Below are 23,688 nucleotides of genomic sequence, written 5' to 3' on the forward strand. Positions count from 1 at the left end.
GAGAGAAACGAGGCTGCGATCTTTTGATCCTGGCTCTAGCAAAACAAGATCAAAAGATCGCAGCCTGCGGCAGCTCCTACCTGAATGTCCACATCATCACACTTCAATCAGATGCTTAAGGGGATGGTAGCCAGTTTTCAGCGTGGCGGCGACGTCGAGGATGGCCTTTTCGATGCCGTTTAAATGCATGCAGGTCAACTCGATCGCCGCGCTCTGGTTCCCCGCCTCGATGTACTCGATCAGCCGCAGGTGTTCGTCATCGCGGCAGGCCTCGTGGCTCTCGTCGTCCAGCGCCGCCGCGTACAGCGAGGCCCGGGATATCAGCTTCTGGAACCAGTCGAGCAGCACCGGGTTGTTCAGGCTGCGCGCCAGCTTGATGTGGAACTCCCCAAGCAGATGAATCAACCGCTCGTGGTCGCCGTTGCGGTGCGCTTCATCTTCCAGCAGCAGGTGCTCGCGCAGGTCCTGGGCAACTGCCGAATCACGCCGGCGACACAGCTCACTGACGATGCCGATCTCGATCAGGCGGCGGGTTTCAAACAGCGAACGAATCTCTTCATCACTGGGCAAAGACACCGATGCACCTTTATTGGGCTCTGTCGTCACCAGCCCGTCGGCTTCCAACTGCTTGAGCGCCGCACGCACCGACGTGCGGCTGACATTAAAAAGCTCGGCCAGTGACGCCTCGCCAAGCTTCATCCCCGGACGTAACGAACGCTTGCTGATCGCTTCGTAAACCCCTTGGTAGACGCGGTCCACGGTTGTCTCAAGTTTCTTTTCGCTCATCTGAATACTCCTTTGTGCCGGACAACAGCCCTCTGGCAAAGAATGACCAATGAAAAAAGGGGGTTGCACCGGCAGATTAATCCGGTTATTTGTAGATTGCATCCAGATATTGCATACAATAATTAGAGGATTGCACCATTATGGGTCAACCAATCGCTATCGAAGTGCGTAACGTTTCCAAGCGGTATTCCGACGATCCCGGGTTGGCCCCAGCCCTGGACAACGTATCGGTCGACATCGCCGACAACGAATTCTTTACCTTGCTCGGCCCTTCCGGCTGCGGCAAAACCACCCTGCTGCGCACCATCGCCGGTTTTGAGCATGTCAGTGATGGCCAGATCCGCCTCGGGGGTGAACCGGTCAATGACCTGCCGCCCTTCAAGCGCCGGGTCAACACGGTGTTTCAGAGCTATGCGCTGTTTCCACACATGACTGTCGCGCAGAATATCGCCTTCGGCCTCGAGATGCAGGGTCTTGATCGCAAGCAGACGGCCCGGAGGGTGGAAGAAATGCTCGCGCTGGTGCAGATGCAGCATCTGTCCCTGCGTAAACCCGCCGAATTGTCCGGCGGGCAACAGCAGCGAGTGGCGCTGGCCCGGGCGCTGGCCCCCAAGCCCAAGGTGCTGTTGCTGGACGAGCCGCTGTCGGCCCTGGACCTCAAGTTGCGCAAGGAAATGCAGGTTGAACTCAAGCGAGTGCAGAAAGAAGCCGGCATTACCTTTATTTTCGTCACCCACGACCAGGAAGAAGCCCTGACCCTGTCTGATCGCATCGCCGTGATGTCGGCGGGCAAGATCCTGCAAATCGGCAGCCCCAACGACATCTACGAACGCCCGCAACACCAGTTCGTCGCCCAGTTCATCGGCGACATCAATTTCCTTCCCGGGCACCTCAAGCGCGGCCAGCACAATGAAAACCTCTTCGTTCCGAACGGCATGCCGGTGGAAATCCCTTGCCAGGACCACGGCCTGTACAGTGCCAACGTGCAGTTGGCGTTTCGTCCGGAACGTTCGCAACTGGTCGACCCCATGCAACCGCATCACCTGCGGGGCGTAATCGAGGCTGTTCTGTACGTGGGCACGGCCACGCTTTATCAGTGCCGGCTGAACAATGAAATCAAGGTCATGTTGCGTGAGAACAACGAAGGCCTTAACCGCGGCCGGGCCGTAGGAGACCGGGTCGCCGTCAACCTGCCACCCCACGCCTGCCTGTTGATGGAGGCCTGAGATGAGCGTCAGCAGTTCTTCCCCCGCCTTGAGCCGTGCGCTGTTGCTCAGCCCGGTGGTCCTTACCCTGCTCACCCTGATCGCCATTCCCCTGGGCATCATGGGCTACATCAGCCTGCTGCCGCGCAACGTCTACGGCGGAGTCGACTGGCAGGCCGACTGGCAATTGCAAAGCTATGTGCAGTTGTTTTTCCAGGAAGGTTTCGACGGTGAACTGGAGCTCAACTGGGTGTACGCCCATGCACTGTTGCGCTCGGTGTTCCAGGCCGCAGGCACCACGCTGCTGTGTTTCCTGTTCGGCTTCCCGGTGGCGCTGTGGATGTCCAGCCTGACCCCGGGCCGGCGCAACCTCATGGTGCTGCTGATCACCATCCCGTTCTGGACCAACCTGCTGATCCGCAACTACGCCTGGCTGATCATCCTGCGCGAACACGGCTGGGTCGCGCAAAGTCTCAACGCACTGTTCCCCCAGGCCGGTGGCATCACCCTGCTGTACAACGACTTCGCGGTTAGCGTCGGGCTGGTCTACAGCTTCCTGCCCTTCATGATCCTGCCGATCTACTCGACCCTGGAGAAACTTGACTGGCGCCTGGTAGAAGCCGCCTACGACCTCGGCGCCAATCGCTGGCACGCGCTGAAGCGAATCATCCTGCCGCTTTCGATGCCGGGGGTGATCGCCGGCGCGCTGCTGGTGTTCGTGCCGAGCCTGGGCGCCTTCATCACCCCGGCGATTCTCGGCGGGGGCAAGACGCTGATGATCGGCAACCTGATTCAGCAACAGTTCGGCACCGCACGCAACTGGCCGCTGGGCAGCTCTTTGTCGTTCCTGTTACTGGGGATTCTGCTGCTGTCCCTGGTGCTGTACGCCCTCTATAGCCGCAATGCGGCCAAGACCCTGCGTCGTGGAGCCACCCTATGATCGCCCTGCACCTGAAAAAACTGCCGCTGACCCGCGAGATCAGCCTGCTGATCCTGGCCTACCTGTACCTGCCGATCCTGGTGTTGATCGCCTACAGCTTCAATGCCAACCGCTCGGCGACGGTCTGGACCGAGTTTTCCTTCGCCTGGTACGGGCGCATCCTGGCGAACCCGTCAATCCAGACCGCCGCGTTGAACTCGATCATCGTCGCGAGCATCGCCACGGTCTGCGCCACGGCCATCGCCCTGCTCGCAGCGCTGGCGACCTACCGGCCCTTCTATGGGCAGAAGATGGTCGAGGGCGGGATCAGCCTGCCCCTGATCCTGCCGGAGATCGTCACTGCGGTGGCCACGCTGCTGCTGTTCATGGCCCTGGGCATCAAGCTGGGGTTGCTCACGGGGTTGCTCACCGTGATCGTCGCGCACATTGGTTTGTGCATCCCCTTCGCTTACCTGCCGATCCGCGCCCGACTCAATGACCTGGACAAGAGCCTGCTGGAGGCGGCCAACGACCTGTACGCCAACCCATGGCAGGTGTTTCGCCGGGTCACCCTGCCGCTGCTGTGGCCGGCGGTGCTGTCGGGTTCGGTGCTGGCCTTTGTCGTCAGCCTGGACGATTTCATCATGACCTTCTTCGTTGCCGGCCCGGGTTCCACCACCCTGCCGGTCTACATCTTCTCGGCAATCAAGGCCGGCGTGACGCCGGAGATCAATGCGATTTCGACCCTGATGCTGGTGATTTCCATCGTGCTGGTGGTGCTGGCCTTCTGGCTGGGACAGCGCGGCAAAAACCAATGACCCTGGAGCGTTCTGTCATGAAAATCAAAACCCTGCGTTATGGCGTCGCCGGTCTGGCACTCAGTTGCCTGACGGTTTTTACTGCGCAAGCCGCCGAGCCCAAGGAGCTGTTCTTCTACAACTGGACCGATTATTACCCGGTCGACCTGTTGGCCAAATTCGAGAAAGAGACCGGCATCAAGGTCACCATGGATGGCTACGACAGCAACGAGACCCTGCTCGCCAAATTGCAGGCCGGGGGCGCTGCTTACGATGTGATCGTGCCTTCGCAGTCGATCATGCAAACCCTGATCAAGCAGGATTTGCTGCTGCAGATCGACGCCGCTGCCCTGCCCAACTTCCAGTACGTTAAACCGGCCTTTCGCGACCCGACGTTCGACCCTGGACGCAAGTTCTCTGCGCCTTATCTGTGGGGGACCACCGGTTTCTCTTATGACAGCGCCCGGGTGCCCGGCGGCAAGCTGGACGATTCGTGGAAAGAGTTTTTCGAGCCGCGCAAGGAACTGCAAGGCCAACTGGCCGCCCTCGACACTTCCAGCAGCGTGATCAACGCCGCCAGCCATTACCTGAATGTCGACGAGTGCAGTGAAAACCCCCAGGACGCCAAGCGCATTCTGGAACTGCTGCAAAAGCAAAAGCCGTTCCTGAAGATGTACAGCTCCGACAACACCGTCGACCGCATGGCCTCCGGTGAAGTGATCATGATGCAGAACTGGAACGGTTCGACCGCCCGCGCCACCCTGCAGAAAAACACCATCAAGTACGTCTACCCACGCGAAGGCCTGGCGATGTTCCAGGACAACTTCGCCGTGCCCAAAAGCGCGCCACATCCCGGCAATGCAAAGATTTTCATCGACTGGATGATGAAGCCGGAAAACGCAGCGGCGGTATCGAATGCCATTGCCTATGCCAACGCAATCCAGAGCGACAAGCTGCTGGAGGCCAAATGGAAGGTCATGGACGCCATCAACATGCCAGACGAGTTCGCCTCGCGCCTGCGCCCGGAGAAAGAGTGCAGCAACAAGGCGAGGGAGCTGCAGGACCGGATTTGGGCGAAGCTCAAGGGTTGATTGCCTGGCTCTAAACCGAGTGCGGCCATCGCGAGCAGGCTCGCTCCCACAGGGGTCCTGGCCCCCACGGATCCATTGTGGGAGTGAGCCTGCTGGCGATGAAGCCAGCTCTGACCACACAAAATCCGGAGATACGTAATGATCCAATGGCTACGCAACGTGCGCCCCTACGGTGCCCCCGCCGAAGACCTGCTGATCGAAGACGGCCTGCTCAAGCAACGCCGCCCGGCAACAAACTCAGCACTCAGCGCCACCGACATCGACGGCGGTCATCAGCTGCTCACCCCGGCCCTGGTGGAAAGCCATGTGCATCTCGACAAAACCCTCTGGGGTCAGCCCTGGCGCCCGAACAGCGCCGGGCCGACTCTCAAGGACTACATCGCCAATGAGCGACGTGTGCTGCGTGAAGTCGACTCGCCCATCGCCCAACGGGCTGGCGCGCTTCTGGAAAACTGCATCGCCCGCGGCTCGCTGGCCATGCGCTGTCACGTCGACATCGACCCTGAGTTCGGCCTGAGCCATGTAGAGGCCATGCAGCAACTGCGCGAGCGCTACCGCGACCTCATCGACCTGCAACTGGTGGTGTTCCCGCAAACCGGCCTGATCAGCCGCCCGGGCACCGCCGACCTGATGCGCGAAGCCATGACCCTGGGCGTGGAAAACGTCGGCGGCCTGGACCCCTGTGGCATCGACAATGATCCCGTCGCACAGCTCGATTTCGTGTTCAAACTCGCCAGCGAATTCGACCGTGGGGTGGACATCCACCTGCATGACAAAGGCGAACTGGGCCTGTGGCAGATCACCCTGATTGCCGACTACACCGAGCGTTTCGCACGCCAGGGACAGGTGATGATCAGTCATGCCTACTGCCTTGGCATGTTGCCCTGGAACCAGGTCAAACCCGTGGCCGAGCGTCTGGCTGCGCTCGGTATTTCGCTGATGAGTTCGGCCCCCGCGGACTGCGCAGTGCCACCGTTCCTCGCGTTACGCCAGGTCGGGGTCAGCCTGTGTCTGGGTTCCGACGGCATCCGCGATGCCTGGTCGCCCATGGGCAACGGCGACATGCTGGAACGGGCGATGCTCCTGGCCTTTCGTTTCGACCTGAACAAGGACGATGAACTGGCCGCAGCGTTCGATGCCGCGACCGTCAATGGCGCCCGCGCTTTAGGCATCGAACACTACGGCTTGCAGCTCGGTTGCCCGGCGGACTTCCTGTTGATGCCGGTGCAGACGCTGGGCGAAGCAGTGGTCGCGCGGCCGTTGCGCCAGGTTTATCGCCACGGCCAGTTGATTGCCTGCGATGGACGATTGCTGGACAGTCGCCTGTGAGTCGCCCGGCAACCATCATCGGCCTCAAAGCTGCTTGTGTGGTCGGCTTCGACGGCAGGCAACACGTGCTATGGCGTGATGGCGAGGTGGTGTTCGAAGGCTCGCGCATCCTGTTTGTCGGGCGTGGTTACGCGGGCCCGGTCGAACAATGGATCGACTACGGTAACGCGCTGATCAGCCCTGGGCTCATCGACCTGGATGCCCTCGGCGACCTGGACTCCACGGTACTGACCCTGGACAACGGCGACGAACGCGAGATGGGCCGCATGTGGTCCGAGCAATACCTGGCGCGAGGCCCACGGGAGAGTTTCAGTCCAGAGGAGGAGGTATTCAAATATCGCTACGCCTTCACCCAACTGATCCGCAATGGCATCACCACGGCAATGCCGATCACCTCGATGTACTACCGCGAGTGGGCCGAGACCTACGACGAGTTTGCCGCAGTCGCCCAGGTTGCCGGCGAGCTGGGCCTGCGGACCTACCTCGGCCCTTGCTACATGAGCGGCATGAGCTACTGGCGTGCCGACGCAACCCTGGGGCATCACTTTGATGAGGCCAGGGGGCTGGCCGGGCTGGCGGCGGCTGAACGATTTTTCCAGGATTTCGACGGTGCCCACGGCGGGCTGGTTCGCGGCGCGTTGCTGCCGGACCGCATCCAGACCTGTACGCCAGCATTACTGCAACGTACCGCCGCCTTAAGCCACGAACTTGCAGCGCCAGTGCGCCTGCACTGCTGCCAGGGGCTTGGCGAGGTCGCGATGGTCGAGCAACTGCACGGTTGTTCACCGCTGGGCTGGCTGGAAAAACTAAACCTGCTCACCCCGCGCAGCCTCCTGCCACACGGCATCTACACCTCAGGCGATGAGGACCTGCAGCGCGTGGTGAATGGCGGGACCAGCCTGGTCCATTGTCCGGTGGTGTTTGCCCGTGACGGCGAGGCGCTGAACTCGTTCGGGCGCTATAGGGCCCTGGGCATCCACTTCGCACTGGGCACCGACACCTGGCCGGCTGACCTGCTGGAAAACATGCGCCAGGGCTTGAACATCGCCCGATTGCTGGAGGGCGGCAATTCGCTGACCAGCACCCTGGACCTTTACAACGCCGCCACCCTGGGTGGCGCCAAGGCACTGGGGCGGGACGACCTGGGCCGCCTGGCTCCAGGGGCCAAGGCCGACATCAGCATATTCAACCTGCGCGGCCTGCACCTGGGCCCGCTGTTCGATCCCTTGAAAAACCTGGTGCTGGCCGGACGCGGAGACGATTGCATCGCCAGCTATATCGATGGCCGCTGCGTGATGCAGGACGGCCAGGTGCAGGGCATCGACTACCCCGCCCTGCAACGCCAGGCCCAGCGACAATTCGAAAAACTGATGCGCAGCCATGCCGACCGGGCCACAGGCCAACCGGACTGGAAAACCCTGTTCAAACCGGCCATTGCGTTCGCCGACGACTACAGCGCAACCGCGCCTTTAAGCGCTATAGACCCCTTACTTTAGAGTACTGCCCATGCACAGCTTCGACTTCAGCACGATGAGCCCTCGGGACAAATACAAGATACTGATCGGCAGTGTGGTGCCCCGCCCGATTGCCCTGGTCACCACGATCGATGGCGAGGGCCGCATCAACGCCGCGCCCTTCAGCTTTTTCAACGCATTGTCCGCCGATCCGCCGATCCTTGCCCTGGGCGTGGAAAATTATGGCGACCAGAGCCCCAAGGACACCACGCGCAACATCCAGTTGAATCAGGAATTCACCGTCAATATCGTCAGCGATGCCCTGGTCGAAGCAATGAACGTCTGCGCCGTGCCCTTCGCCCCTGGCTTCGATGAATTGACCGCTGCCGGCCTTACGGCCATCCCCGGCACCCTGGTCAAATGCCCTCGAATCGGCGAAGCCCCAGTGGCACTGGAATGCCGGCGGATGATGGCGCTGTCGATCGGGCAGTCGCGGGAAATCATCTTTGGCGAAGTATTGATGGTCCATGTCCGCGATGAACTGATCGACCCGAAAACCCTGTACATCGATCAACTGGGCCTGGATGCCATTGGCCGTATGGGCGGCCACGGGTATGCGCGCACCCGGGACTATTTCGACTTGCCGACGCGATCGCTGCAGGCCTGGACGGAAGCACCGGGCGGCGGCGAGCGGGTCTGGCCCGAAGCATAGGAGCGGTGTCGGAGCTGGTAGGAGAGGAGGAAAGAGGGAGGATTCATCAATGGAAATCCCGACTGCGAATGCTGATTCCGTCCAGCAACTCACTCAGGTCACTCATGCGTCCGGCGATCAGGTGACGAACCTCGCCCTGGCGCTCCCAGCGCCCATCGACCTTGAGCAACTGCGAGCCCACCAGCACTTTTCGCTGACGCTCGGCCAGGTCGCGCCAGACGATCACGTTGACGTTACCGAACTCATCTTCCAGGGTGACGAAGGTCACACCACTGGCGGTACCCGGTCGCTGGCGACCGGTGACCAGGCCGGCGACACTGACCGGACGGCCATGCTCGACCTCCAGCAATTCCCTGGAACTGCGACAGCGCCGCGCTTTCAGCTCGCCGCGTAACAAGGCCAGCGGATGTGGACCGAGGGTGGTACCGACACTGGTGTAGTCAGCCAGCAGATCCTCGCCAACCGTAGGCTTGGGTAAGGCCACCGGTTCCTCCTCCTGCATCGCCAGCCCGGCAAACAGCCCCAGTTGCTTGTGCACCCCTGCCACTTCCCAGCGCGCGCGATGGCGATCTCCCGCCAGCCCGCGCAGGGCTCCGGCATCGGCCAACTGTTCCTGGGCGCGGGCTTCGAGCCGTGCCCGTTCGCCGAGGTCGGCGATGTCGACAAATGCCCCTCGAGCCCGGGCCACCTCGATGCGTCGGGCATCGTCCTCGCGAAAGCCCTTGATCATGCGCAAGCCCATACGGATCGCCGGCTGCGCCCCGGCAACGGGTTCAAGGCTGCAATCCCAGTCACTGGCGCGCACATCCACCGGGCGAATCTGTAAATGGTGGCGGCGTGCATCCTGCAGGATCTGGTCGGGACTGTAGAAACCCATGGGCCAGCTGTTGATCAGCGCGCAGGCAAATGCCGCAGGTTCGTGGCACTTCAGCCAGCAACTGGCGTAGGTCAGCAAGGCAAAGCTTGCGGCGTGGGATTCGGGAAAACCGTAGCTGCCAAACCCCTTGATCTGCTCGAAGATCAGCTCGGCGAATTGCGCCGTATAGCCGTTTTTCTTCATCCCGGCAGCCAGGCGCAACTTGTGCGGTTCAAGCCCGCCGTGGCGTTTCCAGGCCGCCATGGAGCGACGCAACTGGTCGGCCTCCCCGGGGCTGTAGTCGGCGGCAACAATGGCGATCTGCATCACCTGCTCCTGGAATAACGGCACCCCGAGCGTGCGCTTCAACACCTCGCGCAATTGCTCGGACGGATAGGTTTCAAGCTCTTCACCGTTTCGTCGCCGCAGATACGGATGCACCATGCCACCCTGGATAGGCCCGGGCCGCACGATCGCTACCTCAATGACAAGGTCATAGAACTCTTTGGGCTTGAGCCTGGGCAACATCGACATCTGCGCCCGGGACTCTATCTGGAACACCCCGACCGTATCCGCACGGCCAATCATTTCGTAGGTCTGGGGGTCTTCAGCCGGCACCGTGGCCAGGCTCAGGTCGAGGTTGCGGTGGCGACGCAACAGGTCAAAACAGCGGCGAATGGCACTGAGCATGCCCAGCGCCAGGATATCGACCTTGAGCAGACCGACCGCATCCAGGTCATCCTTGTCCCATTGAATGATGGTGCGCTCGGCCATGGCCGCGTTCTCCACCGGCACCAGGGTGTCGAGTGGCTGCTCGGAAATGACAAAGCCACCCGGATGCTGGGACAGGTGCCGGGGAAAGCCGATCAGTTGTCCGGTGAGGCTGAGCACCCGACGCAAAATCGGGCTCTCGGGGTCAAAACCGCTTTCGCGCAAGCGCTCCAATGGCGGCGTCTGATCGCTCCAGTGGCCGCAACAATCGGCCAGGGCGTTGATCTGGTCCGGCGGCAACCCCAGCGCCTTGGCCACGTCACGCACCGCCCCGGCAGCGTGATAGGAGCTGACCACCGCGGTCAGGGCTGCACGGGTGCGACCGTAGCGCTGAAACACGTATTGCAGGACTTCTTCGCGACGTTCGTGTTCGAAATCGACGTCGATGTCTGGCGGTTCGTTACGCTCCTTGGAGAGGAAACGCTCGAACAGCATGTTCATGCGTGCCGGGTCGATCTCGGTGATGCCCAGGGCAAAGCACACCGCAGAGTTGGCCGCCGAGCCGCGTCCCTGGCAGAGAATGCGCTCGCGTCGGGCAAACGCAACGATGTCATGCACGGTGAGGAAATAACTTTCATAACCCAGCTCGGCGATCAGGCCCAGTTCCTTGTCGATCAGTTGCCGAACCTTGTCACTCGCACCTTCGGGCCAACGTTGGCGAATCCCGCGCTCGGTCAGTACCCTCAGCCACGAAACCCCGCTGTGCCCCTCTGGCACAAGCTCACGTGGGTATTGGTAGCGCAACTGGCTCAGGTCGAAGGTGCAACGCCGGGCGATCACGGCTGTTTCGTCGAGCAAGGCCTGGGGATAGAGCGCGTCCAGTGCATCGAGACTGCGCAGGTGCCGCTCGCCATTGGGGTGCAGGCGTAAACCGGCCGCTGCCACCGGCACGTGATGGCGGATGGCGGTCATGGTGTCCTGCAGCGCGCGTCGCCCGCGCACATGCATGTGCACGTCGCCGCTGGCTACCATCGGGATTTGCAGCTCGCCCGCCAGGCTCATCAGGTCGGCCAGTCGGCGCCGGTCATTCTGCCCACAGTGCAACTGCACCGCCAGCCACAGACGTTCAGCAAACACTTGCCGTAGCCACTGACCACTGCCCGTATCATCCACAGCATCAGGCACCCACAGCGCCAGTAAACCCGGCAACGGCTCGCTGAAATCTTCGCGCAGCACCTGATACTGACCTTTCTGCGTACGACGTCGGGCCCGGGTGATCAGCCGGCACAGGTGCTGATAACCCTCGAGATTTTCCACCAGGAGCACCAGTTTCGGGCCGTTCTCGATGCGGATTTCACTGCCGATGATCAGCGGCAAGTCCACCGACCTGGCCGCCTGCCAGGCACGGACGATGCCTGCCAGCGTGCATTCATCAGTAATGGCCAGCGCCTGGTAGCCCTGCTTTTTTGCCCGCTGGAACAGCTCAAGCGCACTGGATGCGCCGCGCTGGAAGCTGAAGTTCGACAGGCAATGCAGTTCCGCGTAGGTGCTGGTCATGCGAACCAGCCCTGCAGCCACAATGGACCACCCTCGCCTACCGCTCGATAGGCCCAGGCCTGCTGGCCGGAGCGGGTTTCAATCAGGTAATAGTCGCGTCGCACATCGCCGCCATCCCACCAACCGGACTCGATTCGCTCCGGCCCCATGACAATGCGAGCCGACCCTTCCTGCACCGCCAGCGGTTCAGTCAGCAGCCACCCTGGACGTTGCACACCGCACAGCCCGTTGCCGCGCTGGTTATCGGCCCCGGCCTGCCAGGCACATTCAGGTCGGTGGTCGGCCTGAAAGCGCAAGCCGTGAACCGCATCATCCCCAAGCCTGGCCCGCAAGCGCTCGCGCAATTGCTCCCAGGGCAAGGACTGTTGCGGGCGGTCGTCGAACAGCTCCTGATGCTGGGGCACAAAGGCGGGCAAGTCTTCGGCTCGCAAGCGAAAGCCGCGCACCGGGGCCTGCACCTGCACTTGCTCCAGCCGCCCACGGGCCAGTTCAAAGAGCATCGCCGGATCGCGCTCGGCGCTGAGCAGGCCGACCTTGATCACGCTGTCAGGCAAGCCTGAGTGTTCCAGGTGCAGGTCAAAACGCTGCACGCCACTGTCGCGCCCGCACAGGAACGCCGCGAGATCGCCGGTCAGGCGGCGTAATGGAAACAGCAACGCCTGGTGGGACTGCACATCAAAATTGAGCTCGATGCGCACATCAAAACGGTCAGGTGGCAGGTAGAACGCCAGGGCCAATGGCCGGATTCCGCACAAGGTGTCCAGGTGCAGCAGTACACGGGCCTCGAACCGCCGTGCCAGGCTGTTACGCGGCAAAGCCTGCAGCTGGTCCAGGGTGCGCAGCCCCATGCGCGACAAAGCCGTGGCTACCGTCGGTTCCAGGGCACTGCGGTCGATGGGCAATTGCGCGAGGTGCCATTGCAAGGCGGCGTCATCCGCGACCACCAGACCGTCATGCAGGTTGGCCAATACCCGTGCGGCCACCGGGTTGGGGGCTGCGACTATGCGATGGCGAAAACCCAGCTCCCCCAGCTCGCTGCGCAAGCGGGCCTCGAATTGCGACCAGGGGCCGAACAGTCCCAGGCTGGATTCGATCTCGAACACCAGCGCACGGGGGTAATGCACGCTGACCTGGGAACTGAACCGATAGGCCCAGGCCGCGAGGAATTGCTGCCAGTGTTCGATTTCTGCGGCGTCGTACTCCGCCGTGACAAAGGCCTTGCTCAATGCCTGGGCGGCAGTCATTGACTGGCCTGGACGCAAGCCCAGTGCCCGTGCAGAAGCGTTGACTGCCTGCAACACACGGCGCTGGGCCGGGCCGGTCAACAGCGCCAGCGGTTGATCCGGGTCGCTGCGCTGACGCAAGACCGCGTCCAGCGCCAATTGCGGGAAGAGAATACATACCCAACGCATGGCAACCTCAATGCCCCACGGCAAAGGCGATTGGCGCCGAACGGGCCAGCCCGCCCCGGCACTTGAGCACGCGCAGTTGCGCGGGGCGCGCATCGATGGCGATGCGCAAGGCCGCAGGCGAAGGGTTGATGGCCTCCTGGATCGAGCGATAGGCAAACGCCAGGGTCGAGCCTGTTTCTGCTGCCACTTGCAAGCGACGCAATGCACGGTCATCGGCTTTATGCGGCCAGCACAGCACCGCGCCGCAACTGCCGGAGCGCAGGCACTGCTCCGCTGCCCACAAGGCATCGCGCTCGCTGGCCTGGATGATGGACAGCTGACGCAGATCGACCCCGGCGTTTTCCCAGGCTTGGGGGTAGGGAACAAAGGGCGGCGCCACCAGGACAATCCGCTCCCCCGCTGCGGACAACCGCGCCAGGGCCGGCCACACCAGTTGCAATTCACCCACGCCCTGCCCGGCCAGGAGAATTTCAGTCAGTGCCGCTTCCGGCCAGCCACCGGTGGGCAGCGCGGCATCCAGCACCGCGTGCCCGGTGGGTTGCGGGCTGGCGGCCGGGGGCGCAGGCCGGCCTCTCCAGACCTGGCCGCCATTGAACAGCGTATCCAGCGCAACGACGGCACCCATTACCCTTGCCTCACCAGACCGCAGAACACCCCTTCGATGGCCAGGTCCTGATCGGCTTCGACGATGATCGGTTGATAGGCGGGGTTGCGTGGCAACAGCCGGACGGTCTCGCCCACGCGCTCGAATCGCTTGATGGTCACTTCACCATCGAGCCGCGCCACGACGATCTGCCCATTCAGGGCTTCGGCGCTGCGATGCACCCCTACCAGGTCGCCATCGAGAATGCCGTCCTCGATCATCGAGTCGCCCTGGACCCGCAGCATGTAGTCCGGCACCCGGGAAAAGATCGCCGGGTCGAGCATCAAGCGCCGGTCAACCTCGGCATCGGCACCAATCGGTGCCCCCGCCGCCACCCGGCCAAGCACCGGGATGTCCAGCAGTTCCGGGCGTGCCGCCTGGCCGAGCAAACGAATGCCCCGGGCCTGATGGGGGTTGACCTCGATGAACCCGGCTTCGGTGAGCGCCAGCACGTGCTTGCGCGCCACACTTCGGGAGGCGAAACCGAACGCCTCGCTGATCTCGGCGAGGCTTGGAGGCTGACCGTGTTCGGCGATTCGATCGCGAATGAAGGTCAGGATGGCGTTACGGCGGGGAGTTAAAGTCGTCATGGAGTACATTTGTACTCTTCTGCGGTTTTGGTGACAAGCACCATCCGTCCATGACATGCCCCGTGGGGGGGGCGTGTTCAATTGGAGATATTAGCCAGTCCGGCAAGAAAGGCCCACGGAAAAATCCCCCGCTCATGTCCATCACTGAATACCAGCTGCACCCCATACCCCTGGTCATTGACCTCGATCACCCGCACCCGCGAGTCCACCAGCGGCGCCTGCCCTCGCAGCCGAAACGCCCGGCATTGCGAGCACGGGCACTGGCGGCGCAGTTCAGCATGGTCCAGCAATTGTTCACGGCCATCCGGCCAGTTGAGGCGCAATTGCTGTCGAGCCTGGGAATTGCCAACCGCCAGCGGATTCATTGCAGTTGACTCAAGGCAATGCGCACCGCTTTACGGACTTCCGGATCGCCATCATCCTGCGCTGCCTGCAATGGCGCGATGGCGCCCGGGTCCTGCAACTCGCCGAGGGCCAGCGCCGCCTCCTTGCGCAGGTTGCTGATGCGATGGCCGAGGGTGTCGATCAGGGCCTCAAGCGCCGGGACATAGCGCAAGCGCCCGAGGCTGCGGGTGGCGCGCAGGCGCACTTGCCAGTAATCGTCGCCCAGGGCATCGACCAGCGCCGGGCCCGCGTCAACGTGGCCGACCTTGCCCAGGGTCGTAGCGGCTTCCTCACGAACCTGCCAGGCGTTGTCCCGCAGGGCCTGACGCAGGGCCGGCAGGACCTGGGCACCGCAAGCCAGACCGAGGGCGCCGGTGGCGGCACGACGAACTTCTGTGTCGGGATCCTGGCTGGCCAGCGTCGCCAGCGCCGGCAAGGCATCGAGCTGCTTGAGCCAGCCGAGCACGCCGACCGCCTCGCGGCGCACACCTGGGTCCACATCGAGCAAGGCGGCAGAGGCGGCAGCGGCGGCATCGGTGAGGCGCAACTCGCGCAGAGCCCGAAACGCGGCGACGCGCACCTGCACCTCGGCATGCACGGTCCACGGCAGGATCACCTTGCCTGCCGCCTCGCTCTTGAGCAGGCTGAGGCTCTGCGCGGCGGCGGCCTGTACTGTCTGCGCAGGGTCGGTCAGGGCCTGGCACAATGCCTCGACGACCGGGTCATCCTCCCAGGCTTCCAGTAGCCGTGCGGCTTCGGCACGAACTTCTTCAGCCGGATCCTCGGCCAGTCGGTCGACCAGCCAGACCAGGCCTTCAGGCTCCTCGAGATCAGCCAGTTCAATCAGGGCAATCCTGCGCACGCCCGGATCCTCATCACTCAGGCGTGTTTGCAGGGCAAGAATGTCAGCGTTATCGGTTACATCGAATAGAGAGGTCATAGGGCAAATCGCGGCAGTTTATTTTCTGGGGGTAGTCCGAGAGGGTTCAGGCGCGGTAGCTGCCGACCGTCTTCGTGACGCAACAACTCGAGGCAGTGACGCTTCAAGCGGGAGAATTCGTGGCTGGTCACCAGTTCGCTGGCGCGGGGCCGCGCAAAGTCCAGGCGCAGGTCTTCGATGATCCGCCCCGGGCGCGAACTCATGACCAGCAATCGGTCGGCCAGGAACAACGCCTCATCGATGTCATGGGTGACGAACACCACGGTGGTGCGAATTCGCGTCCAGATGTCCAGCAGCAGTTCCTGCATGTTCAGCCGGGTCAGGGCATCGAGCGCGCCGAAGGGCTCATCCATCAGCAGCAGGCGCGGGCGATTGATCAGCACCCGGGCGATTTCGACGCGCTGCTGCATGCCCCCGGACAACTGATCAGGCCAGCGCTCGGCGAACCCTTCAAGCCCGACCAGGGCCAGGATCTCGTCAGCGGCCTGGTGTCGCTCGGTTTTACCGATGCCACGCATCTTCAGGCCGAAGGCGACGTTGTCGCGCACCGTGCGCCAGGGGAACAACGTGTGATGCTGGAACACCATGCCGCGCTGGGGCGACGGTCCCGAGACTTTCGCCCCATCAACGCTGAGCGTGCCGGTGCAGGTCTGCAGGTGCCCGGCCAGCGCCCCGAGCAAGGTGGATTTGCCACAACCGGAAGGGCCGAGGATGCACACGAACTGCCCCGCCTCGATCTGGCAGTCGAGGCCCTGCACCGCTTCAAAAGCCGTTCTGCCGTCACCCAGGCGGATCGACAGTTGGCGTATGTCGATGCGCCCTTGCATGGCTTGATCAATGCTCATCAGGCTTTTCCTCGTGGTCGGTGCCACGGCGTGAACAGGCCGCCGAGACGTTTGATCAGCAGGCTGCTGCCCATGCCCAGTACACCGATCAGCAACATGCCGACCACGATATCGGCGTAGTTCTGGACGGTGTAGGACTCCCAGGTGTAGTAGCCGATACCGTATTGGCCGGAGATCATTTCGGCGGTCACCAGGCAGAACCACGAGGTCCCCATGCCAATGGCCAGGCCAGTGATAATGCTCGGTGCAGCACCGGGCAATATGACTTCCAGAAGGATCGCCTGGCGCCCTGCCCCAAGGCTTTTTGCCGAGGCGATCAGCCTTGGATCGACCCCTTCGACGCCGTGCACGGTATTCAACAGGATCGGGAACAGCGCGCCCGTGAAGGTGATGAAAACCATCGACAGCTCCGACGAGGGAAACATCAGGATGGCCAGGGGAATCCAGGCCACGGCGGGAATCGGGCGCAGCACTTCCAGGGGTGGCAGCAGCCAGTCTTCAGCCCGCTTCGAGCGGCCGATGGCCAGGCCCAGAGCGATACCGATGACCAGCGCCGCCAGGTAACCGGCGAATACCCGGCTCAGGCTGCTGCCCAGGTGGCGGCCGAGTTTCCCCGACTCCCCAAGCCCCAGTGCGGCCTCGACAACCGCAAGCGGCGTCGGCACGTTGGCGAAGGTGACCAGGCCCAGGTTCCAGTGATGACTGGCAGCGAGTTGCCAGAACAGCAGGCAGAGCAGCAATGAAGCGGCCCTGGGGGTCCAGCGGATAAATGATCGGTACATAAACAATTCCCAATGGCGACACGCCCCCCGTAGGAGCTGCCGAAGGCTGCGATCTTTTGATTTTGGTTATCAGAAGAAAGATCAAAAGATCGCAGCCTTCGGCAGCTCCTACGTTGGCCGCATTCCAATTTGATTACCGGGCAGCAACCGCCTGGGTGGTGGCATCCGTGAAGTCGAGGACTTTGCCGCCCTGGGCCGTGGCGTATTGCTGGGCCTGGCCCTTGAGCAGGAAGGCGCTGAGTTCGCCCTTGGCGTTGCTGGCAAACCACGCCTGGTCCGCCAGCAATTTGATCCCGCTGTCACTCGCCTGGGCATAGACCGCGCGGATGTTCCTGCCCTCGGCTTTCAACTGCGCCAATGCGCTGAACGCTGTCTGCGCCGAGGCATACTGGCGAACCTTGGGTTCACCGCGCACCCAGATCTCGGCCACGCGACTGAAGTCGGTGATGACCTGGCCGTTCGCCGCATCCACTGCCTTCAACGGGCTCTGGGCGTAATTGCCAAGCTGGGCGGAGTAATCCAGGTCCGACGCCTTGAACGCGGCGCGGATGTACTGGTCGTCGATGAACGTATTGAGGTCGAGGCCGCGATCCGCCTTCTTCAGCAGCTTGAGCGTATCGATGGCCGTGCCGACCGCCTGACGGTATTCCGGCTTCCAGCTGAGGTCGCGAGTCTGCACACCGAGCGGGCCGTGGAACAGGTAATTGACCTCGGCATCGACGCCAGTGACCTTGGCGATCAACTCGCTGTACTTCTCCGGCTCTGCGGCCAATAGCTGGTTGGCCTCAATGCTCGCCCGCAGGTAAGCCACGACGATTTCCGGGTACTTTTTCGCGTAGGCCTGATCGACCAGGGCGCCGTGGAAGGTCGGTGCATTGGCTTGCGCACCGTCATAGATCTTGCGGGCAAAGCCCCGGCTCGGGAACAGTTCGGCGAAGGGCACGAAGTCGGCATGGGCATCGATTTTCCCGGCCTGCAGCGCAGAACCTGCAACCTCCGGCGGCTGGGCGATGATGTTCACATCCTTGAGCGGATCCCAGCCCTGCGCCGCCACCGCTCGCAACAACATGCCGTGGGCCGTCGAGGCGAACGGTACGGAGATGGTCTTGCCCTTGAGCTCGGCCAGGGATTGCACGCTGGACGCGCTGGGCACCACGATGCCATTACCGCTGCCTTTGATACTGCCCGACAACACGTTGATGAACAGGCTGTGCTTGCCAGCGGCTTCAAACGCCACCCCGTTGAAGGTGCCGGGGAAATCCGCCATGGCGCCGAAGTCGAGTTTGCCGGCGACCATCTCATTGGTCAGGGGCGCACCGCTGGTGAAGTTTTTCCACTGCACCTCATACTGGGCGTCCTTGTACTGGCCATCCCGGGGCAGGTATTTGTCCAGCAGCCCAAGCTCACGAATCAGCAGGCCGCCAGCGGCGCAATTGATCGTGGTGTCCTGGGTGCCGATGGCAATGCGGATGGTTTCGGCTGAGGCCGACAGGGTCAATGAAGCCAGTACCAGACCGGCAAACGCTGCACGCAATAACATGGGTGTATCCCCTCGAATCATTTATAGAATATTCGTCTCCGCCACGATCAGGGCGCGGTGGGAAACGAGGGGTGGTTTAATCCAGCGTCCGGGGGTGGCCGGATGGCTTTACAAGTTGTCTGTACTCGCTTCCACAATGATTGGGCTTTAGCGCAACAGATAGGGAATCTCGACCTTCACCGCCCCGGTCGGGCAGTCCTTCTCACAAGGCATGCAGTACCAGCATTCATCAAACGCCATGTAGGCCTTTTGCGTCGCCGGATTGATCGCCAGCAGGTCCATCGGGCAGACGTCTACACATACGGTGCAGCCTTTGTGGGCAATGCACAGGTCCTCGTCGACGGTCACCGGCGCGTTGGAGCGGAAGAAAATTTCCTGGGGTTGATAGGCCATGGTTCGGGCTCTCCTGGTATCGATTGTCAGGCGGCGTTAGCGCCGACCCGCAACTTGTCGTAGGCCTGCAATTCGTCGGCGTCGAGTGGAATGATGTAGGGCTCCACGGCTTTCTTGAAACTGGTCATCAAGCCGTCTTCACCCTTCTTCAGGTGGCAATGGCAGAACCAGTCACGGTCATTGCGCTGCGGGTGATCGACCCGATGGTGGTAAAGCCCCCAACGGCTTTCAGCGCGGAACAACGAAGCCCGGGCAGCCATTTCGGCGCAGTCGCGGATCATGCTGACTTCCATCGCACGCATCAGCTCGTGGGCGTTGTGTGCCTTGATCTGATCCAGGTCGCGCTGGATATCACTGAAGCGCTGCAGGCCGATCTGCATTTTTTTAGTCACCTTGGGCGGTTGCAGGTAGTCATTCACAAATCGGCGCAGCTTGTATTCGACCTGGGCCGGTGGCAGGCCGTGTGTGCGGTCCAGAGGCGCGTAGACCCGTTGCTTTTCCGTTTCGACCTGCCCGGCATCAACCGCTGAAAAATCACGCCCGGCGACAAAATCTGCGGCGTTGTTGCCGGCGAACCAGCCGTAGGTAAATGCGCCCAACATGTAGTTGTGCGGCACGGCCGCCATGTCGCCCGCCGAGTACAACCCCTTCACCGAAGTCTCGGCCTTCTCGTTGACCCAGACCCCGGACGCCGAGTGACCGCTGCAGAAGCCGATTTCCGAGATGTGCATCTCAACCATCTGCGTGCGGTAATCGGTGCCACGGTTAGCGTGGAACTGGCCGCGGCTGGGCCTTTCGTTGCTGTGCAGGATCTCTTCGATGTTCTGGATGGTTTCCTCGGCCAGGTGATCGAGCTTGAGAAATACCGGGCCATTGCCGCTTTCGAGTTCCTGGTGGAACTCCCACATCATCTGGCCGCTCCAGTAGTCGCACTCGATGAACCGCTCGCCCTTGTTGTTGGCGGTGTAGCCGCCCAGGGGGCCGGTGACATAGGCACAGGCCGGACCGTTGTAGTCCTTGATCAGCGGGTTGATCTGGAAGCATTCCAGGTTCGCCAGTTCGGCGCCTGCGTGATACGCCATGGCGTAGCCGTCGCCGGCATTGGTCGGGTTTTCGTAGGTGCCCATCAGGTAGCCCGAGGACGGCAGCCCCAGGCGACCGGCGGCACCGCAGCAAAGGATCACCGCCTTGGCCTTGATCACATGGAAGTCGGCCGTGCGGCAATCGAACCCCATCACACCGTTGACCGCGCCCTCTTCGTCAATCAGCAGGCGCGTGCACACCAGCCGGTTGGTGATGCTCACCCGCGCGCGTTTCAACTGGCGATACAGGACCTTCTTGATGTCGTGTCCTTCCGGCATCGGCAGGACGTAGGCGCCCATGTGGTGGACCTTCTTCACCGCGTAGTCACCGGTTTCGTCCTTCTCGAACTTCACGCCCCAACGGTCCAGTTGCTCGATGGTCTCGAAGCTGTGGGTGGCATAGGCGTACACCGCCGCCTGATTGACGATGCCGTCATTGGCAATGGTAATTTCCTTGGTGTACTGCTCCGGCGTCGAATGCCCGGGAATGATCGCGTTGTTGAGGCCGTCCATTCCCATGCTGATGGCGCCACTGCGCTTGACGTTGGCCTTGTCGATCAGCAGCACCCGCAGGTCGCGGTTACGCTCCTTGGCCTTGATCGCCGCCATGGGGCCGGCAGTGCCGCCGCCGATCACGACGATGTCGTATTCCTGTTCGAGGGTATTTCTGTTCTCGTAACTGTGGGTCATGCCTGATCCCCTTTTTGCCGGTCGATTCGCAAGCGGTACTGGAAGGCATCGCCGCGGTAGTAGAGGTGTTCGAAATCCACGGGGCGGCCAGCGGCATCGTGGGTCAGGCGCTCGATGCGCATGATCGGCGAACCGGCTTCCACACCCAGGGCCTGGGTCAGGTCGCTGTCAGCCAGCACCGCGTCGATAGCCAGGTCGGCATGCCCCAGTGATAGCCCGCAGTCGTTTTCCAGGATCAGAAAAATATCGCGGGTCACCAGGTCGGCCTTCTCCAGGCGCTCGCCAATGGCCTGGGGCAGATAGGTGATTTCCAGGGAGATCGGCTCGCGGTTGATCAGCCGCACCCGCTTGATCTGCGCCACGATGTCGCCTTCGGCTACCTGAAGGCGTTCGGCAACCAGCTTGTCGGCGCCGATGAATTTGAAACTGCGCAAGCGGTTGATCACCTCATAGCCGCGCCCGGTCATCGATTCGGCCAGGCCCTGCAAGGTGCTGACGTTCTGAAAGGTCTTGGGCTTGGCCACGAACGTGCCCTTGCCATGAATCTTGAAGATCAACCCTTCCTTTTGCAGATCGCCCAAAGCCTGTCGCACCGTGATGCGGCTGACCTTGAACAGGTTGCCCAGCTCGCTTTCGGAAGGCATCTGGCTGTCTTGCGGATATTCACCGTCGAGGATTCGCGCACGCAGCACATCACGCAGTTGGGTGTGCAGCGGCACGCTGCCGAGGGAGAGGACGTTATCGGTCATGGCTATTCACTTGTTATAACGAGTTATGACAAGATCATATCGAGCTGATATACGGCTGGGAAATAACGTTTGGGTATAAGGTTAGTCGGCAGTTTCAGGTGAAGGAGCCTGCTCCTTCACCCTGCCATCCCGTGTCAGCCAATGCGTAGCGCGCGCAGGTCGAGGTGGCCGTCCTTGAGCGGCGGGCACCAGTAGTAGCCGCCGGTGATTGGCCGGCTGATGCGATACAGGCCATCGGTGATGCCGTCTTCCAGGCCGCTCATGCGGCGCAGCTGGGCTTCGAAGGCGTCCAGGGAGAAGCCGAACGCGAGGAACATCAGGCCGGCACGGTCGCCTTCAATCCAGGGCATGGAACGACGCACCACAAACGCCTCGGGGGCAAAACTTTCCTGAGCGGTGCGTTTGACGTGAGCGGAGATTGGCGCATCGTCCAGTTCTTCGTTGTCGCTCAGGCGCCGGCCCATGATGTTGTCCGTCTCATGGGACGGCAACGCGCGAAAACCTTTCAAATCGTGCTGCCACTGCTGGATCGCGGCAAAACTGCCACCGACCAGGCCCTCAGCGCCCTCGCCCAGCAACGCCGCCGCCACGGCAGCTTCGTCATGAGGGTTTTCCGTACCGTCTTCGTAACCGGTCAGGTCGTGGCCGGTCAGGTGGCGAAAAGTTTCATTCATCTGCACCAGACGCAACGCCGGAGCCAGTGCCGCTTCGATGGCCTGACTGCGATTGAGCAATTCGCCACGGTCGATTCCATGCAGCCAGCACCACAGCGCATGCTGGGTCGACGGGTTATCGACGCCCACACCTGTCATCGCCGGAAATGCCCGCAGGCCATCGATCCGGGCGTGAAGTGCCATGACCAGGGACTCACCAAAGCCCACTACGGCGGATTTGCCGTCTACCAGTTGCATCAGGTTGTCGAGTGCAGCCGGCAGGGCTTCGACGGACACCAGCGCGAAGAACAGATGACGGGCTTGCAGCGGAACGGGGGTGGCGAGGATGCCCGGCTGGTAGTGACTCATATCGACTCCTTGAAAAAGCTGCGCAGTTTACCGGGGTCCTGGATCGTATACACATGCGTTTTTCATGTAGAGCAGGACTTGCGCATGCCCGCTTCGTCGGCTGATCGCTGTAAAAATGCTGAACGTGCTGCAATATCGCAGCACTTTTGTGCAGCTGGCAAAGATTGTGGGAGCACACGCTGTACAGCTGCTCCACCTGCTGCAGTTGCTACAACTGCTCCAGGTGCTACGACAGATATGCTTGGCATGCGATGTGCCCTGCTTTTGAGACCCTCAGCCAACCCGAGCCGATTCACCATGGATATCCTGAACTTGCTGGCCCACAAGGCGCCGCCCTGCACCAGCACCCTGAGGGCCGACGGGCTGCTCGTGAGCCTGTCCGCCAGCTTGAGCGATCAACTGGGTTACTCGCCGGAAAACTCGTTGAACCAGCCGATCGAACACCTCTACAGCGTCGAATCGGTTCGCACCCTGCGAGCACTGTTCGCCAACCCGCCTGCGGACGAGCAGGTTCAGAGCCTTGAGCTGACCCTGATCCGACACAACGGCAGCCTGCTGCACGTGATTGCCAGCGGGTTGCTGCAGTGGCGCGAGGTTCAGCCGGCCTGCCTGCACTTGTTGAACATACCGCTGGGCACACTGGGGCATCGCCTGCGGGAAATGCACAACGCCAATGAAGTGATGAGCCAGATGCTGCAGAGCGCCAAGGTGGCCTACTGGTGCATCGAGTTTGCTGAAGCAGTAGACATCAACAACTCACCGGATGAAATCGTGCGCCAGGTGTTCGAAAACGACTCGCACTGGCGCCTGTGCAACCGCGCGATGGCCGACGTCTACGAAATGCCTTCGGATGTCGATTTCAATCAGCAACCGGTCCGGCTCTACTGGCCGCGCAGCCCGGCCAACGAGGAATTTGTGCGGCGCCTGATCGAAGCAGGATTCAGCGTCGACTGCGCCTTGTCCGTGGACCGCCGCCATGACGGATCGCCCGCCTACGTCGAGAACGACGTGCGCGCAACCATCGTCAACGGGCACCTGCTACGCATGTGGGGCAGCATTCGCGATGTCAGCCTGCGGATTCCACGCCATCCGGACACTCAGCCCACCAACATCCGGACACTCATTCCACGCTCATTCGGACAGGCAGTCGGAGCGCAGCGACGCAGGTTTGCATTGTTAGTCTGAAGTCTCTGTCGCCG

General features: G+C 62.0%; 22 protein-coding genes. 8 read left to right on the plus strand and 14 right to left on the minus strand.

Annotated features, from left to right (window positions below; all coding sequences use genetic code 11):
* Positions 1–96 precede the first annotated feature (96 nt).
* Positions 97–786, minus strand: coding sequence for a GntR family transcriptional regulator (locus IMW75_RS13310; protein ID WP_205892861.1), 690 nt, complete (start codon positions 784–786; stop codon positions 97–99).
* Positions 787–926: 140 nt separating this feature from the next.
* Here IMW75_RS13310 and IMW75_RS13315 point away from each other — a divergent pair, with 140 nt between their 5' ends.
* The 7 genes from IMW75_RS13315 (at position 927) to IMW75_RS13345 (ending at position 8,293) form a co-directional block, all read left to right on the plus strand.
* Positions 927–2,012 (plus strand): ABC transporter ATP-binding protein, encoded by a 1,086-nt coding sequence (locus IMW75_RS13315; RefSeq protein WP_205892862.1) that lies wholly within the window; start codon positions 927–929, stop codon positions 2,010–2,012.
* A gap of 1 nt (position 2,013) precedes the next feature.
* Entirely contained in the window at positions 2,014–2,931 is a 918-nt protein-coding gene (locus IMW75_RS13320; RefSeq protein ID WP_205892863.1) for an ABC transporter permease, read from the plus strand.
* Entirely contained in the window at positions 2,928–3,728 is an 801-nt protein-coding gene (locus IMW75_RS13325) for an ABC transporter permease (protein WP_205892864.1), read from the plus strand. The genes IMW75_RS13320 and IMW75_RS13325 overlap by 4 nt, the downstream gene beginning before the upstream one ends.
* A gap of 17 nt (positions 3,729–3,745) precedes the next feature.
* Positions 3,746–4,798 (plus strand): extracellular solute-binding protein, encoded by a 1,053-nt coding sequence (locus IMW75_RS13330; RefSeq protein ID WP_045057606.1) that lies wholly within the window; start codon positions 3,746–3,748, stop codon positions 4,796–4,798.
* Between the two features lie 138 nt (positions 4,799–4,936).
* Entirely contained in the window at positions 4,937–6,127 is a 1,191-nt protein-coding gene (locus IMW75_RS13335) for an amidohydrolase family protein (protein WP_205892865.1), read from the plus strand.
* Complete coding sequence (locus IMW75_RS13340) at positions 6,124–7,623, plus strand: amidohydrolase family protein (RefSeq protein WP_336512426.1); 1,500 nt, start codon at positions 6,124–6,126, stop codon at positions 7,621–7,623. Before IMW75_RS13335 ends, IMW75_RS13340 begins: the two co-directional genes overlap by 4 nt.
* Positions 7,624–7,633: 10 nt before the next feature.
* Entirely contained in the window at positions 7,634–8,293 is a 660-nt protein-coding gene (locus IMW75_RS13345) for a flavin reductase family protein (protein WP_045057608.1), read from the plus strand.
* 46 nt (positions 8,294–8,339) lie between these two features.
* Here IMW75_RS13345 and IMW75_RS13350 read toward each other — a convergent pair whose 3' ends face one another.
* The 13 genes from IMW75_RS13350 to IMW75_RS13410 all read right to left on the minus strand — a co-directional run bounded on the left by IMW75_RS13350 (position 8,340) and on the right by IMW75_RS13410 (position 22,489).
* Entirely contained in the window at positions 8,340–11,438 is a 3,099-nt protein-coding gene (locus IMW75_RS13350) for an error-prone DNA polymerase (RefSeq protein ID WP_205892866.1), read from the minus strand.
* Positions 11,414–12,829, minus strand: coding sequence for a Y-family DNA polymerase (locus tag IMW75_RS13355; protein ID WP_205892867.1), 1,416 nt, complete (start codon positions 12,827–12,829; stop codon positions 11,414–11,416). The genes IMW75_RS13350 and IMW75_RS13355 overlap by 25 nt, the downstream gene beginning before the upstream one ends.
* 7 nt (positions 12,830–12,836) lie before the next feature.
* On the minus strand, positions 12,837–13,454 hold the full coding sequence (gene imuA, locus IMW75_RS13360) for a translesion DNA synthesis-associated protein ImuA (protein ID WP_045057611.1): 618 nt from the start codon (positions 13,452–13,454) through the stop codon (positions 12,837–12,839).
* Complete coding sequence (gene lexA, locus IMW75_RS13365; protein WP_205892868.1) at positions 13,454–14,071, minus strand: transcriptional repressor LexA; 618 nt, start codon at positions 14,069–14,071, stop codon at positions 13,454–13,456. Before lexA ends, imuA begins: the two co-directional genes overlap by 1 nt.
* Positions 14,072–14,139: 68 nt before the next feature.
* The gene (locus IMW75_RS13370) at positions 14,140–14,427 is read right to left on the minus strand and encodes a DUF971 domain-containing protein (protein WP_205892869.1); all 288 of its coding nucleotides are present in this window, start codon (positions 14,425–14,427) and stop codon (positions 14,140–14,142) included.
* Positions 14,424–15,386 carry a HEAT repeat domain-containing protein gene (locus IMW75_RS13375; RefSeq protein ID WP_205892870.1) on the minus strand — a complete coding sequence of 321 codons (963 nt, stop codon included), beginning with the start codon at positions 15,384–15,386 and terminating at the stop codon, positions 14,424–14,426. The genes IMW75_RS13370 and IMW75_RS13375 overlap by 4 nt, the downstream gene beginning before the upstream one ends.
* Entirely contained in the window at positions 15,383–16,231 is an 849-nt protein-coding gene (locus IMW75_RS13380; RefSeq protein WP_045057615.1) for an ABC transporter ATP-binding protein, read from the minus strand. The genes IMW75_RS13375 and IMW75_RS13380 overlap by 4 nt, the downstream gene beginning before the upstream one ends.
* The gene (locus IMW75_RS13385; RefSeq protein WP_045057616.1) at positions 16,231–17,013 is read right to left on the minus strand and encodes an ABC transporter permease; all 783 of its coding nucleotides are present in this window, start codon (positions 17,011–17,013) and stop codon (positions 16,231–16,233) included. Before IMW75_RS13385 ends, IMW75_RS13380 begins: the two co-directional genes overlap by 1 nt.
* A 133-nt stretch (positions 17,014–17,146) precedes the next feature.
* A complete protein-coding gene (locus IMW75_RS13390) occupies positions 17,147–18,553 on the minus strand; it encodes an ABC transporter substrate-binding protein (protein WP_205892871.1) in 1,407 nt (468 codons plus the stop codon).
* A gap of 147 nt (positions 18,554–18,700) precedes the next feature.
* Positions 18,701–18,946, minus strand: a complete 246-nt coding sequence (locus IMW75_RS13395; protein WP_007946457.1) for a 4Fe-4S dicluster domain-containing protein — start codon at positions 18,944–18,946, stop codon at positions 18,701–18,703.
* Between the two features lie 26 nt (positions 18,947–18,972).
* Positions 18,973–20,718 (minus strand): fumarate reductase/succinate dehydrogenase flavoprotein subunit, encoded by a 1,746-nt coding sequence (locus tag IMW75_RS13400; RefSeq protein WP_045057618.1) that lies wholly within the window; start codon positions 20,716–20,718, stop codon positions 18,973–18,975.
* On the minus strand, positions 20,715–21,467 hold the full coding sequence (locus IMW75_RS13405; RefSeq protein WP_045057619.1) for a GntR family transcriptional regulator: 753 nt from the start codon (positions 21,465–21,467) through the stop codon (positions 20,715–20,717). The genes IMW75_RS13400 and IMW75_RS13405 overlap by 4 nt, the downstream gene beginning before the upstream one ends.
* A 134-nt stretch (positions 21,468–21,601) precedes the next feature.
* Complete coding sequence (locus IMW75_RS13410; protein WP_045057620.1) at positions 21,602–22,489, minus strand: Dyp-type peroxidase; 888 nt, start codon at positions 22,487–22,489, stop codon at positions 21,602–21,604.
* A gap of 297 nt (positions 22,490–22,786) precedes the next feature.
* On the opposite strand from IMW75_RS13410, the gene IMW75_RS13415 reads away from it, so the two are divergent.
* Positions 22,787–23,674, plus strand: a complete 888-nt coding sequence (locus IMW75_RS13415; RefSeq protein WP_237142282.1) for a PAS domain S-box protein — start codon at positions 22,787–22,789, stop codon at positions 23,672–23,674.
* The last annotated feature ends 14 nt before the right edge of the window (positions 23,675–23,688 follow it).

This window comes from Pseudomonas gregormendelii, assembly GCF_017114825.1.
Lineage (GTDB): Bacteria > Pseudomonadota > Gammaproteobacteria > Pseudomonadales > Pseudomonadaceae > Aquipseudomonas > Aquipseudomonas gregormendelii.